Here is a 13205-nt window from a genome sequence, read left to right on the forward strand (position 1 = left end):
GCTCAGTCCAAAATTCAACTGTTTGCAGACATGGCGCACGTTGCGCGCATTGATGTGGGCAACTGAAAGTAAACCTGAATAAAATTTATTCCTGGCCGAAGATTTTTTCGGGACAACGAGATAAACGAACACAAAAAACAACACAAACCAAGTCGGGGTAAACCGCCATAATTAGACCTGTTCGGACTTTCAATATCTGCATTCTGCTTAGCTGGATAATAAAAGCGACGCCCAAGTAACTAACCACTATTTGGCGTTATAACACCTTCTATAGCTATTAATCAGAGCCTGAAAAATGAACCTCTATGAAATAATCGGGTATGACCGTAACGGCACTGTCCGTGAGCTGGATACGGCGCTTAACAAAGCAACGCTCAATACCAGGGATGTCACTTTTTCGGCGCTTGGCTTCAATGCGCCAGGCTGGATCGCTGCCTCTTCGATGTCGATACTTTACTCAATATCAGGCCACCATGCGCCGCTGGCCATTTTGATTGCGTACTTCTTTCCGATGTTGGTGATGGCGTTCTGCATGATCTCGCTCACTCGACAGGCGCCGTCAGCAGGTGGAATTTTCACATTCACTACGCGATTTCTGCATCCCAGTATAGGGACGGTGCTCGGCTGGGCGTATGCGGTTGCATGCACTGCGGTGATGGCCATGTGCGCAATCATCGGTACTGAATACATACAGGCGCTGATCCCGGCAGTGGCTGGACTGCTGAGCGCTAAAGTGATCGGGACGAGCCTGATCCTGATCTTCCTGGTCATTTCCTGCAATGGAGTCAATGCCACAGCCAAAGTCGCCAGCGTCTTTCTGATTTTCGAAATCAGCGTTGTCGCTGGACTCGGGTTGCTGGGGCTGATCAATCCTCAGGTCAAAGACTTGTCGATCACCTCCATGTATTCATTGCAGGGCGCTGGTGGTTGGTCCGCGATTGGACCGGGTGTGCTGTTCGGCGTCTGGATGCTCGCCAACTTCGACTCAGCGATCAACTATATAGAAGAGTCGCGAATTCCGGTTCGGACGGTTCAACGCTCAATGCTGCTCGTGCTGACTTCAGCCTTTCTCATTTACAGCCTCGCGGCTATCGGCTGGCAGTTCGCGGTGCCGGTAGAGAAATTGGCGGCAATCATTGAAGACGGTAATGGTGGACCTATCGCTGCTGTCGCTAACGTCTACTTGCCACCCGCCATGGCCTGGATCGCATTGTTCGTGGTGATCACATCAGCCTGCGCCGGACTGCAAATTTCCTCTAGCGCGGCGGCTCGTACGCTCTACCGGATGAGTGAAGAAGGGCATCTGCCAGTAGCGTTGCGCTCAGTCAACAAAACGAAGTCCCCCTGGCTGGCCAGCGTCCTCGTTTCGGCCGTCGCCATCGCGCTGCTCTGGTGGAAACCGCTGGATAAGATCTCGTGGTACTACGACGTAGTGACCATCACGCTGGTCATGTCTTACATGGCCGCTATCGCAGCGTTCATTGCGATGAGCTGGCGCCGTCACAGTTTCTGGATGTGGTCGGCACTGTCGATCCCGGCGTCTCTGGCAATCCTTGTGCTGGGATACATCGGCTATACCGCTGGGGCAAATCCGGTTTCTCCGGAAGACATGTACACCGCCTGGTACTTGGGAGTGCTGACAATAGTGTCCGGGGTAATGATCTTGGTATGGCGCTCGTATACCTCCAAGCGAACTGTGCTTTCTAAAGTATCCGTTCAATCATGATGCCGAGGGTAAGGCAGAACTTCACGATGAAGGCCTGCTTTAGCCGAATCTATTGCCGAGCCTGAATATCACTCTAATTAAAACTATAGGTGAACGTATGAAGCGCGTTGTCGTTATCACTGGGGCTGGAAAGGGTATTGGGCTGGCGACCGCCAAGCGCTTTGCTGCCAATGGCGATCATTTGGTACTGAACTACTTCGACTGCAGCGATGAACTGGAAGCGGTGATAGGTCTCGCCGAAGAAAACGGTGGCGATGGCATCACAGTTCAAGCGGATGTCAGTGATCCTGAAGCGGCAGCCGGAATCATCCGGGAGGCAGAGCGTCGCTATGGGCGGGTCGACATCCTTGTCAATAATGCCGGACGGCTGGTTTCTGCCACCGTTGCACAGACGACCTGGGCTCAGTGGGAGCAGATGATCAGCACCAATCTCGGGGGGACGTGGGCCTGTATGCAGGCCGTATTGCCGGGCATGCTGGCTCGCGGTCAAGGGAGGATCATCAATATCAGCTCCGAGTTGGGGCTGATTGGATTTGCGACCTACGCGGCGTACTGCGCCTCCAAGGGTGGGGTGATCGCGCTGACAAAAGCGGTTGCAAAGGAGGTTGCCTCGTCAGGTGTCCTGGTGAACACGGTGGCACCGGGCCCGATCGAGACGGACATGCTGATCAAGGACACCATCGAATACAACGATGAGACGCGCGAGACGATTCCATTGAAGCGCTTCGGCAAGCCGGATGAGATTGCGTCCATGGTCGAAGCCCTGGCCGGCCCCGCGGGAGATTACATGGTTGGCCAGGTAATCAGCCCTAATGGCGGAACCGCAATCTGATTGGCTGGTTGAACTTGAATTTCAGTGAGCCCGGATTTCTCCATATTAAATAAGTGGCTCGAGCGTAATTATAATAAGAGGAATACAAAATGAGCGCTGTAATGATTACCGGTGGTCTGGGTTATGTGGGTCGATACCTAACCAAGAAGCTCAGTGAGCAAGGTGTTCACGTGGTGAGTTACAATCGTGACTACTCAGAGGCCAAGTCCGAATTCATGACTGCCGTACAGGGTGAGTTGTTCGATATTCCGAAAATTGTCAGGACCCTCCAGGAGTTTGGGGTTGATCGCGTCATTCATACAGCGGCCATGTCGCACCCTGACTTGTCCATAGAGCTCCCGATTACCACGGTGGCGGCCAATATCGATGGCACCATTCATTTACTTGAAGCCATGCGCATGGCAGGCGTTAAAAAGCTCGTCAATTTCTCTTCCGAGGCGGTCTATGGGCATGTCGAGGGCGTGGTTAATGAACAAGCGCCGGTCAACCCAACCACGCCTTACGGTGTAACCAAGCTGGCCACTGAACACTTTGGTCGGGTCTATAACGAACTCTATGGCATGGAAGTCATCTCGCTGAGAATTGCGGAAGTCTATGGCCCTGAAAATAAAATGCCACAAATTCTCAGGGATATACTTAAAGCCGTTCATCGTGGTGAAAAGTTCACACTGCCTTCCGGTGGCGACCATCGATTCCATTATATTCATGTGCAAGACGTTGTCCGTGCGGTGCTGATAGCGACGGAAGCTAAAGACATCAAAGGCAGTGTGTTTAATATTGCGGGCGATCGTCCCTGGAGGCTGCATGAGGCCGTCGATATCATCAGGAAGCTGATGCCTGCTGCCCAGATCGAAATCGGTGGTGGTTACTGGCATCTGGATCGACAGGGAGAGTGGGATCTTAGTGCTGCGGAGCGGGAATTGGGGTATCGAGCGCAGTGGAGCCTTGAACAAGGCATAGCACATTATTCTGACTGGCTAATTGATCACGAATATTGATATCAGTTCTCGGCAGCTGTTACAGACGTATTTTTGGTAATTATTGCAGTCAGGAGCAAGCATGATTAACAACCCTATTATTTGGCCAAATGGCGCACGCTGTGCCGTAGCCTTTACCTTTGATATGGATGCAGACAGCATTCTGCATGTGGCACACCCCAAAGACTCAGCGACACGGGTTGCCAGTATTTCAATGCTGCAATACGGTCCTGATGTGGCGGTGCCAAGGATTCTGGAGACGTATCGACGTTTCCAGATCAAACAGACATTTTTTATCCCGGCCTGGTGCATCGAGCACTATCCCAAAGCCATTGAGGCGATTGTCGAAGGTGGTCACGAGATTGCCCATCATGGCTACATACATGAGCATCCAAACGAGCTGAGTCGAGACGAGGAAGCTTACTGGCTCGATCGCGGCTGCGACACTATCAAGCGCTTTACCGGCCAGGCACCGCGCGGATGGCGGGCACCGCTCTACAACATGTCAGAGCACTCTGCTGACTTGTTGATCGAGCGCGGCTTCAGTTATGACGCATCATTGATGGGAGATGATATTCCTTATTTATTACGGACCTCTGCTGGCGAACTGGTGGAGCTGCCTTCAAGCTGGGCCCTGGATGACTGGCCTCAGTATATGCACAGTATCGACCTTGATTTTCAGATGCCGATTCAATCGCCTCAAAGAGCAGTTGAGGTGTTCAAGGCCGAGTTTGATGCCGCGTGGGAATACGGAGGTCTGTTCATACCGGTTTGGCACCCGTTCCTTTCTGGTCGTCTGGCGCGGTGGCATGAGGTCACCAAACTGATCGACTATATGATGTCTAAAGGCGATGTCTGGTTCGCTCGTATGGACGAGATCGCGGCGCATGTTCAGAACAGCGTGGCGAGTGGCGCCTACACGCCACGGATTGATAACCTGCCTTACTATCAAGGGCCAGTGAAAGCCAATAAATAGTCTGCTCTGGTGGAAGGCTGATTGAGAGCGGCCATCTGTGGATGGCCGCTTTTTTACTGCTTGTAGTCATCAAACGGTATTGAGTATGGACCGCGACCCAAGTATGAGTTTTACGATTTTGAAGGAATGATGGATGAACTCTTTCCTCCTGGCAGGGACCCCTCCCGCTGAAGCGCAAGTTCTGCCAGCAATCTGAACTCTTGCAGCAGACCGCGGACATAAGCAATCTGGTTGATTGCCCAACGCTCCTCCTCGGCCATCATCTGCTCCAGCGTAAAACCTTCGGGCAATGAGGTTTGACTCATCTCTCGGTAAGGAATAATGGGGTCTTCGCCCTCGTCCACTTGACGGTATGCGGGGGCGATATAGTGGTTTTCCTGCTCCAGGATAAAAGCGATGACCTGGGATCCATTCTCTCCGAGCATCAACAGCTCGAACAACATACGGGCATTGGGCAGGTCATCCTCGGCACTGCCCTGTAGTACGCCATAGTGACCGACTCCATTTTCCTCGGGAACGACACGCACACCTTTCATGTGCACTTGCCGGATATGCGAAGCCAGGGGTTTCAGCGCCGCTAACGGTTGTTCGGCGGCATTGATCATATTGCCGAAATCGAACAGCGCGTGCAGCCGTGGATGATTGATGCGCTCAAGCAGTGTGACAATCTCGCTACTTTTCAGCTCTTCATGCTGTTCAAAGTCAATGTAGAGGTCATACCGTTCGGCTTGTCTGGCGAGGTAGTGCAAGTCCGATTCGATGGTGTTTAAAACCTCGGAAAGCCGTCCTCCATAGCGCGAATAGACGCGGATGTTCTGCACCCCCATAACACGCGCCACCTCAACCACCCGATCCACGTCCGCCTTTTGGGTACTACTGATTTCCAGGTGGATGTCCAACCCCAGCGCCTCGGCCCTTTGGCTGACAATGCGCAGTTGATCGTCGCTCATCTGCTGAAGACTGCGCTCTTCGCCATCCAGCAGATGAATGCTGATGCCGTCGAGTGCATGACGATAGGCGAAATCCAGCAGGTCAATCGGCCGGTATGTTCCATAGGTCAGCTTCATCAGCTGGGGGTAAGCATGGGCGAACAAGCGCATGCCATCGAGTCGTTCAAGCAGCTTGGTCGCCAGCGCCGGGGTTAGCTGAGGTACCGGCAGGCCCGCTGCTTTGTGGCGCAATAATGCATCGAAACGCAACTGGATCAACGGCATGCTACCCCTTGGGTCTGACCCGTAACGCTGGGCTCATGTGGCGCCAACTGCCAGTCATACTGTCGCCATTGATGCTGGTCGGATACCTGTTTGAGCGCTGGCGCGGGGTTGACGACGCACGCGTGCTGGACCGCGTGCAATAGCGGCAAATCATTCACCGAGTCACTGTAGCCATAGCTGCCCTGCAAACTGTTGCCATGGTTCTGCAGCCACGCCTGCAAGCGCTCTACCTTGCCTTCCCGAAAACTGAGCACCCCTTTAGTCGCACCGGTAAAGTTGCCAGCTACCTGTTCAAGCTCGATGGCGATCACCTCGCTCACGTCCAGCATGGCCGCGATACGGCGGACGATAAAGTCAGCCGTAGCCGAGATGATTAATAGCGTGTTTCCCTGTTGGCGATGCCACTCAATTTGCCGACGCGCGGCTGGAAATATGCGCGTGGAAATCATGCTGGAGACAAAGTCATCAGCCCATCGTTCCACTTCGCTGACGGCCACTCCGGACAACGGTTGGAGCGTAAAGTCCATGTACTGAGCCATGGATAGTTCGCCCAGATGATAGGCTTGCATCATCGCCTGCTCGGTGACCAGCATGTCGGCTGCTGCCACACCGCGCTGCACCAGATAGCGCAGCCAGAGACTGGAACTATCGCAATCGATAATGGTGTCGTCCATGTCAAAAATAGCCAAAATCGTCATGCGACCTCCTGCAGTTCTTCACGATTGAACAGCAGGTCGAGCCGCGCGCCTGCCGGCAGCAAGGATTGCGAACTGCGATTGAGCATATCGACCATCAACGAGCAGCCTTGCGCATCGACGTGGTAACGAATGACATTACCAAGCAGTTGATGGTGACGTACCGTGGCGCGGCACGGCGCGCCCAGATGTGGGCCATAGCTGCGGCCGGCTTGCGCCACATGGATCGCTTCCGGCCGGATTGCCAGTTGCCCTTGTATGTGCAGGCCAAGCAGTTGTTCCGCCTGGCTGGCATCCAGCAGGTTGTAGCTGCCCATGAAGCGCGCTACAAAACCATTGGCTGGACGGGTGTAGATGGTCTCCGCGCTCCCTTCCTGCACGATGCGACCGCCATCCATGACAATGATGCGGTCGGACAGCATCAGCGCTTCTTCCTGATCGTGGGTCACGAAAATGGTCGTCAGTTTCAGCTGCGACTGGATCCGTCTGATCTCTTCCTGCAAGTTCTTGCGGATGCGCGCATCCAGTGCCGACAGTGGTTCATCCAGCAACAGGATGCGCGGCCGCACCACCAATGCCCGCGCCAGGGCGACACGCTGACGCTGGCCGCCGGAGAGCTGACTCACGAATTTATTCTCGTGCCCCTGCAATTCAACCAGACGTACCGCGTCGGTCACTCGTTGGAAGGTTTCATCGACACAGACGCCCTGCATTTTCAGGCCGAAGGCAATATTGCCCATCACCGTCAGATTCGGAAACAACGCATAACTCTGGAATACCATGCCTATGCCGCGTTTTTGCGGAGCAACATGGGTAATGTTATTTCCCGCCACATGAATCTGGCCGCTATCGACTTCAGTTAAACCGGCGACGCAGCGCAATAAGGTCGACTTGCCGCAGCCACTGGGGCCGAGCAGGGTCACCAGTTCGCCTTCCTTGATATTGAAATTGATGTCGTCAAACACGCGGGTCTTGCCCGAGCCTTTGCCGAAGTATTTCGACAAGTTGGATACTTCAAGATAATTCATCGCACAGTCCTATCGACTCAAGCGGGTGGCAATCCAGGTCACGCCCAGCGTAAATATGAAATAGCTCATCACCACGGCACTCATAAAATGGCCGCTGGTGGAGCGCACGGAATAGAGATAGACGTTCAAGGTTTCGTAACGGCTGCCAACCAGTATGTTGGCAAATACAAACTCGCCCAGCAGGAAGGAGAACGAGAGAAACAACGATGCCATCAGGCCCTTGCGGATATTGGGCAAGATCACCCGCAAAAAAGCCGCGGAAGTGCTTGCCCCTAGCAGATGCGCCGCATCCATCAGGTCACGCACGTTCAGCCCTTGCAGACCGTTGGCGAGTGCCCGGTACATGAACGGCAGGACAATCGTGAAATAGCACCCTATCAGTACCCACGGCGTACCGATCAGCGGTAACGGGCCGTCGGCATAAATCTGCAACAAGCCCACTGACGAGACCACAGGCGGCACCGCGAACTGGATCAAAATCAGGATGTTCATCCAACGATCCAAGTGCGGAAAATAATAGAACACAACAAATGCGGCAGGCACGATGACCACTGTGCTGAAAACCAATGTGCCCAGTGCAATCAACAGGGAGTGGCTAAATGCGGTCAAGAAGCGCGGCTCTTGCCACAACTTTAGATACCAGTCGAACGTCAGCCCCTCGGGTAATATCGTTGCACTCCAGTGCTGGGAAAATGAATAAACCAGGGTCGCCAGAACAGGGATACTGAGTAGAGCCATCAAGCCAAACAGCACCAACTGGTGATAACGGTTAGTGTGCATGGTAGCTTCTCTTCATTAAGAACTGGTTGACCATCGCCACGAACACCAGCATCGCCACCAGAAGCACGGACAGTGCTGCCGCCAGATTCGGTTCCAGAGAAATGTCCCCAGCTACCAGGCTGGAAATGCGGATGGTGACCAGGTTGTAGTTAGAGGTCATCAGTGCGTATGCACTGGCATACGCCCCCATGGCATTAGCCAACAACAATATGAAAGTGCCGAATATCGCTGGCAGCAGCACCGGTAACGCAACCAGGCGCCAGTAACTGGCACGGCTGGCACCCAGCAAGGAGGCGGCCTCTTGCCAATCGTCTTGCAGCGCATCAAAGGCTGGGTAGAGCAACAGTACCGCTAGTGGTATCTGGAAATAGCTGTAAATCAGCGTCAGCCCAGTCTGCGTGTATAGATTAAAGTCAGCCAGCCAACCCCATCGCCGCAAGAGCAATGTCACGGCGCCATTGGTTCCCATCACGATAATGAAGGCGAATGCCAATGACACGCCACTCAGATTGCTGGCCATATTGGTGAATGCCACCGTCATGTCGCGGACAACGCAATCCACCCGTTTCAACGAAGCGGCGGCCACCAGCGCGATGGCTAATCCAATCAGGCTGGAGCAGACGCAAACCCAAAGGCTGTTGCCAAAGGCCTGCCGGTAAAACGGCGAATGCAGGATCTCGCTGAAGTTGGCCAGCGACCATGCGCCATCAACCTGCACGCTGTTGATCAGCAGCCATGCTGTCGGTGCCAGTGAAAACAGCACCAATACACATAACAAGGGCAGCAGAACCAACGCCGCCCGCCAGTGGCGAAAGCGCGGGTAATGCGGGGTGTCGATAGTCGCTGGGATTGCCAGCGGATTCGATGCAGATGTCATACAGCTAGCAATTCCGTATTACATGGTTTTTGATAAGTGAGCGCGAGATACGGCCGCAGCAAAACCTTAGTGCGACCATTGCCCTGCTCTCTGTTCTAATGCTCGCCTCTAAAAACCATAGCGAACGACCCAAGTCGCGCAGCAGGTTTTTAGAAGCGAACTAACGCGGGTGGAATTACTTGTTATAAATCATGACTTGTTCTTGCCACTGTCGTGGTATGGCCTTGGTGGTCGTCTCCCAAGCTGCAAAATCCTGGATCGGTTTGGCGTTACGATATTGCTCAGCCGACAGCATCTTGTCTGTTACGTCCTGTGGCAGGACGACGTTGCTGCGAATCGGGCGCGCATAACCACGCGCCAGGTTAATCTGGCCGGCATCGCTGAAGATGTATTCACGCGCCAGTTTGGCGGCGTTCGGATGCTGTGCGTATTTGTTGATGAGGGTTGAATAGCCGGCACTCACGCTACCGTCCACGGGAATGGATACCGTGAACTGCGATGGATCGATCTTGTCGCGGTAGCTTAATGATGTGAAGTCCCATAACAGCGCAACTTCCACCTCACCTTTTTCCATGTTGGCGATATTCGCATCGGTCATGGAAAGCCGCCCTTGTTTAGCCAGCTCGGCAAATAACTTATACGCAGGTTGCAGATTCTTTTCGTTGCCGCCATTGGCAATCGCCGCTGCCAGCAGAGCGCTATTGGCTTGCGCCGAGACGCCCACTTCGCCTACGGTGACCTTATAGTTGCCTTTGAGCAAATCGCCCCAGGTCTTGGGCGGATCCTTGACCAGCTTGTTGTTGCTGATGAAGGAAATGGTCCCGCTGTAGGCCACCATCCAATGACCGTCTGCGTCCTTGGCCCAAGCCGGAATATCGTCCCAGGTGGTCGGCTTGTAGGCCTGGGTAACGCCCTTTCTGACTGCAATCGGGCCGAAAGATTGGCCAACGTCGCCGATATCGCCTGACGCGTTTGATTTTTCAGCTTCGAATTTTGCGACTTCCTGTCCCGAACTCATGTCGGTGTCCTGATGTACCAGGCCGTATTTTTGCGTGATCTGGGCCCACGTATCTTTCCAGTTCGCCCAGTTATCCGGCATGCCCAAGCTATTGACCGCGCCTTCTTTTTTGGCGGCGGCGACTAAAACATCCAGGTCCGGCTGCGCGTACGCACTAGAAACTGCAATCGACAAGGCACTTGCAAGCAAACTCGTAATCAGCATTTTTTTCATGGGGTAGCCGTGTGGTATAGACCAGATTGAGGCGGAAACTGGATGCTACCCATAAAAAATGACCGAAATGTGACAGTTGGGACGCGTTAAGCACCTGATCGAGATGGAACAGGTGCTGCCCTGGAACAACCTGCTGGCGTTGATCGAGGCGCACTGAGGGCAGTCGTTGCAGCACATTCACGTGTCGGGCTCGACCAGGAACAAGGAAGGTAAACGCGATCCCAAGATGCACCTGAGCGCAAACGCGGACGAAGGTCGAGCACCCGCTTCGGGTGATCAAACGTCAGAGGGGTAGTGGGCGAGGTGTGCCCGAAGAGAGTCAGTTGAATGTCATAAAGGTAATGAAATCATGAACTGGGATAATATCAGCGCTCTAAAATCATCCAGACCAACACCGTGACAGAAAAAATCACTACCCAAGCTGCCACCATCTATCACGCATTGGCAACGCAAATCATCAATGGCACGCTGGCGTCCGGTAGCAAGCTTCCTTCCGAGCGAGAGCTGAGCGACCTGTTTTCCACAACCCGCATCACGCTCAGAGAAGCCCTGCAAAGAATGGAGGCGGAAGGATCGATCTATCGGGAAAGCAGGCGCGGCTGGTTTGTTACCCCACCTCGACTGGTGTACAACCCCTTCACAAATTCGCTGTTCCACCAGATGGTCGAAAGTCAGGGGCGCAAGGCGCTCACACAGGTCATTTCGACCAGTACGGAATTGGCGAGCCCGGAGTTATGCCTGAAGTTGGCGCTGCCACCGTCAAGCATGCTGCACTGCATACGTCGCCTACGTTATGTCGATGGGCGCGTCGTCATGTTTGTAGAACATTATCTGAAACCAGAATTTGTCCCGGATATATTGAAGCTTGATCTGACTCAGTCGCTGACATCCATTTACCGAAAGCATTATGACATCCAATGCGGCCGCGCCACTTTTGATATCTATCCCACTGCGGCGCAGGCTAGCGTGGCGAATTATCTCAACCTGCCAGAAGGTAGCCCGCTGTTAATGATCATTCGCGTCAACTATGACCAACATGGACAGATTCTTGATTGCGATCGCGAGTTTTGGCGTCATGACGCAGTCCGAATTTCTATGGATAGCCAAACACTGCATTCTGACAAGATAGCTTAACCATCTTCATGGTTGAGCGGATGATACACGGCCTCTGCTGACTTCTCGCTCCGGCTAGCGCCGTCGCCCTTTCAGGCACAAGGCGAGATCTCCCCAGGTAAGAACGCAATCCTTCACCACACAACCGCCGGATTTACGCCGCCTGACCCTTGACCACAAGAGCTTCGCGATTTTGTGCCCGCTCGCCCTGGTCGGCTTCGCCTTGTATCCGGTTCTTGTACATCGGCTCATGGCTTCGATTCACGCTTCCTCCCCACACTCGGTCGCCCTCATGCAGTTGCGCTTCACTTCGTTCGCTGTGGTCAGCTTACGGCGGGACTTTCACCCACAAGATTGCGCCCATGCTGGGCGCACACAAAAACGCCACTCTATTGAGTGGCGTTTTTGTAAATCCTGGAGTGGGAAACGAGACTCGCATCTGGCGTCCGACCTATTGAAATATAAAGGTTTTTTAATATCCCCTCAGTGGGAATGGACTCATTTTTGGACTTGTTCGGAGGGCATGTCAAGAACGAGAAGAACATAAGTCCGAGTCGCGCTACCGAGTGCTTTCTACAGCCACGTGGAGAAGCAGCTATCAGGCCGTGGGTATCATTTTCCACAGGATTGCCGCGATGGTCGGAGGTGCGTCGATCAGATGTGTTCTCTCGCTTATCGTGGCGACTCAAAAACGACATCGCCCGATCGAACACCACTCCAAATATCGAACGCGGCAAAAGCGGCCTCGCCGTCGATGGACTCTTGATGACCATGGTATCGGAGCTCCCCGCACCTAACTGACAGTCAATAACTGAAATCATGCCCCAACTCTTTCTGCATCCATTCCAGGAATCGTCTGACCCGAGGAAAGTTTGAGTGGGCCCTTGGGAAAACCAAATGGTGTGCAGTAATCGAAGCGCTCAGCTCCGGTGCTACCTCTACCAAAGCACCGCGTGCGAGATAATCCTGTGCCAGCAACGTGCTTTCCAAAGCAAAGCCAAGCCCGTGGCTGGCAGCCTCGAGCGTCATGTAAGACCGGTCGAAACTCAGAGAATACGGCTTTTCAGGACGTGACAAGCCATGTTGTGCAAACAACTGTGGCCATTTGATCAGCGTGGCTTCCGACAGGATCAGATTGCTGTCCAGCAAATCCGCAACAACTCGGATGGGGCGCTTTTCCAATAGCTTCGGGGAAGCCATCACCGCAATCTTTTCATTGCGCATCGTCCGCACTTCGTAGCTGGGCCAATTGGGCATCCCATGGCGGATGTCGACATCGATCTTGTCTCGACTGAAGTGCAGTGATTCGTAGGAACACGAGAGGTTGAGCTGAATATCGGGATGGCTCTGGCGAAACTGCTCCAGACGCGGCATCAGCCATAACAGGCCAAAACTGGGCGACGAGTGCAATCGCAGACAATCAAGGCTGACATCACTGGCGGCGCGCTCGGTCGCCACGGCGAGACTGTGCAGGATGCCGGAAACCTCAGTGAGGTATTGCTCGCCGATCGGGGTCAGCGTCACGCCTCTGGCCGTTCTGAAAAATAACTGTCGACCGATCATCGCCTCCAGTTTGGCCAACTGGTGGCTGACCGCCGAGGGTGTCAGGTCGAGCAGCTCAGCCGCGCGCGCTACATTGCCAAAGCGGGCGGTCTGTTCAAAGGCCTGAATGGCTTTCAGGGGTGGCAGTATCGCAGGTGCATCGCCGGGTGAACGCATGATTATTGTTATTCCGCTGCAAGTGGCATAGGCCGGG

At 53.9% G+C, this 13205-nt stretch carries 12 protein-coding genes; 5 read left to right on the top strand and 7 right to left on the bottom strand.

Going from position 1 to position 13205, the window contains the following annotated elements:
• The first annotated feature begins 295 nt into the window (after positions 1 to 295).
• The 4 genes from AC07W5_RS12715 (at position 296) to AC07W5_RS12730 (ending at position 4511) form a co-directional block, all read left to right on the top strand.
• Complete coding sequence (locus AC07W5_RS12715) at positions 296 to 1726, top strand: APC family permease (protein WP_494993175.1); 1431 nt, start codon at positions 296 to 298, stop codon at positions 1724 to 1726.
• Positions 1727 to 1823: 97 nt separating this feature from the next.
• Positions 1824 to 2558 carry an SDR family NAD(P)-dependent oxidoreductase gene (locus tag AC07W5_RS12720; RefSeq protein WP_495012163.1) on the top strand — a complete coding sequence of 245 codons (735 nt, stop codon included), beginning with the start codon at positions 1824 to 1826 and terminating at the stop codon, positions 2556 to 2558.
• A gap of 89 nt (positions 2559 to 2647) precedes the next feature.
• Entirely contained in the window at positions 2648 to 3556 is a 909-nt protein-coding gene (locus AC07W5_RS12725; RefSeq protein WP_495012162.1) for an NAD-dependent epimerase/dehydratase family protein, read from the top strand.
• 61 nt (positions 3557 to 3617) lie between these two features.
• Positions 3618 to 4511 (top strand): polysaccharide deacetylase family protein, encoded by an 894-nt coding sequence (locus AC07W5_RS12730; RefSeq protein WP_494993178.1) that lies wholly within the window; start codon positions 3618 to 3620, stop codon positions 4509 to 4511.
• 110 nt (positions 4512 to 4621) lie between these two features.
• Here AC07W5_RS12730 and AC07W5_RS12735 read toward each other — a convergent pair whose 3' ends face one another.
• The 6 genes from AC07W5_RS12735 to AC07W5_RS12760 all read right to left on the bottom strand — a co-directional run bounded on the left by AC07W5_RS12735 (position 4622) and on the right by AC07W5_RS12760 (position 10336).
• Complete coding sequence (locus AC07W5_RS12735; protein WP_495023513.1) at positions 4622 to 5725, bottom strand: sugar phosphate isomerase/epimerase family protein; 1104 nt, start codon at positions 5723 to 5725, stop codon at positions 4622 to 4624.
• Entirely contained in the window at positions 5716 to 6423 is a 708-nt protein-coding gene (locus AC07W5_RS12740; RefSeq protein ID WP_495012160.1) for an HAD family hydrolase, read from the bottom strand. The genes AC07W5_RS12735 and AC07W5_RS12740 overlap by 10 nt, the downstream gene beginning before the upstream one ends.
• The gene (locus tag AC07W5_RS12745; RefSeq protein ID WP_494993181.1) at positions 6420 to 7448 is read right to left on the bottom strand and encodes an ABC transporter ATP-binding protein; all 1029 of its coding nucleotides are present in this window, start codon (positions 7446 to 7448) and stop codon (positions 6420 to 6422) included. The genes AC07W5_RS12740 and AC07W5_RS12745 overlap by 4 nt, the downstream gene beginning before the upstream one ends.
• A gap of 9 nt (positions 7449 to 7457) precedes the next feature.
• The gene (locus tag AC07W5_RS12750; protein ID WP_495023514.1) at positions 7458 to 8228 is read right to left on the bottom strand and encodes an ABC transporter permease; all 771 of its coding nucleotides are present in this window, start codon (positions 8226 to 8228) and stop codon (positions 7458 to 7460) included.
• Positions 8218 to 9105: an ABC transporter permease gene (locus tag AC07W5_RS12755; RefSeq protein WP_495023515.1), complete on the bottom strand. Its 888-nt coding sequence runs from the start codon at positions 9103 to 9105 to the stop codon at positions 8218 to 8220. The genes AC07W5_RS12750 and AC07W5_RS12755 overlap by 11 nt, the downstream gene beginning before the upstream one ends.
• A 175-nt stretch (positions 9106 to 9280) precedes the next feature.
• A complete protein-coding gene (locus AC07W5_RS12760; protein ID WP_495012159.1) occupies positions 9281 to 10336 on the bottom strand; it encodes an ABC transporter substrate-binding protein in 1056 nt (351 codons plus the stop codon).
• Positions 10337 to 10732: 396 nt separating this feature from the next.
• Between AC07W5_RS12760 and AC07W5_RS12765 the strand changes: the two genes are divergently transcribed.
• Positions 10733 to 11470, top strand: a complete 738-nt coding sequence (locus tag AC07W5_RS12765; protein ID WP_495023516.1) for a UTRA domain-containing protein — start codon at positions 10733 to 10735, stop codon at positions 11468 to 11470.
• A 783-nt stretch (positions 11471 to 12253) separates the two neighbouring features.
• On the opposite strand, the gene AC07W5_RS12770 is transcribed toward AC07W5_RS12765, so the two are convergent.
• Entirely contained in the window at positions 12254 to 13168 is a 915-nt protein-coding gene (locus AC07W5_RS12770; RefSeq protein WP_495023517.1) for a LysR substrate-binding domain-containing protein, read from the bottom strand.
• Between the last annotated feature and the right edge of the window lie 37 nt (positions 13169 to 13205).

This window comes from Pseudomonas sp. GW821-FHT01E05, from assembly GCF_059422425.1.

What these genes read in the sequence shown, in the direction of transcription:
- AC07W5_RS12740 (WP_495012160.1), bottom strand. Translation starts at nt 6,423, where the DNA reads ATGACGATTTTGGCTATTTTTGACATGGACGACACCATTATCGATTGC.
- AC07W5_RS12730 (WP_494993178.1), top strand. Translation starts at nt 3,618, where the DNA reads ATGATTAACAACCCTATTATTTGGCCAAATGGCGCACGCTGTGCCGTA.
- AC07W5_RS12770 (WP_495023517.1), bottom strand. Translation starts at nt 13,168, where the DNA reads ATGCGTTCACCCGGCGATGCACCTGCGATACTGCCACCCCTGAAAGCC.
- AC07W5_RS12760 (WP_495012159.1), bottom strand. Translation starts at nt 10,336, where the DNA reads ATGAAAAAAATGCTGATTACGAGTTTGCTTGCAAGTGCCTTGTCGATT.
- AC07W5_RS12715 (WP_494993175.1), top strand. Translation starts at nt 296, where the DNA reads ATGAACCTCTATGAAATAATCGGGTATGACCGTAACGGCACTGTCCGT.
- AC07W5_RS12750 (WP_495023514.1), bottom strand. Translation starts at nt 8,228, where the DNA reads ATGCACACTAACCGTTATCACCAGTTGGTGCTGTTTGGCTTGATGGCT.
- AC07W5_RS12725 (WP_495012162.1), top strand. Translation starts at nt 2,648, where the DNA reads ATGAGCGCTGTAATGATTACCGGTGGTCTGGGTTATGTGGGTCGATAC.
- AC07W5_RS12745 (WP_494993181.1), bottom strand. Translation starts at nt 7,448, where the DNA reads ATGAATTATCTTGAAGTATCCAACTTGTCGAAATACTTCGGCAAAGGC.
- AC07W5_RS12755 (WP_495023515.1), bottom strand. Translation starts at nt 9,105, where the DNA reads ATGACATCTGCATCGAATCCGCTGGCAATCCCAGCGACTATCGACACC.
- AC07W5_RS12720 (WP_495012163.1), top strand. Translation starts at nt 1,824, where the DNA reads ATGAAGCGCGTTGTCGTTATCACTGGGGCTGGAAAGGGTATTGGGCTG.
- AC07W5_RS12735 (WP_495023513.1), bottom strand. Translation starts at nt 5,725, where the DNA reads ATGCCGTTGATCCAGTTGCGTTTCGATGCATTATTGCGCCACAAAGCA.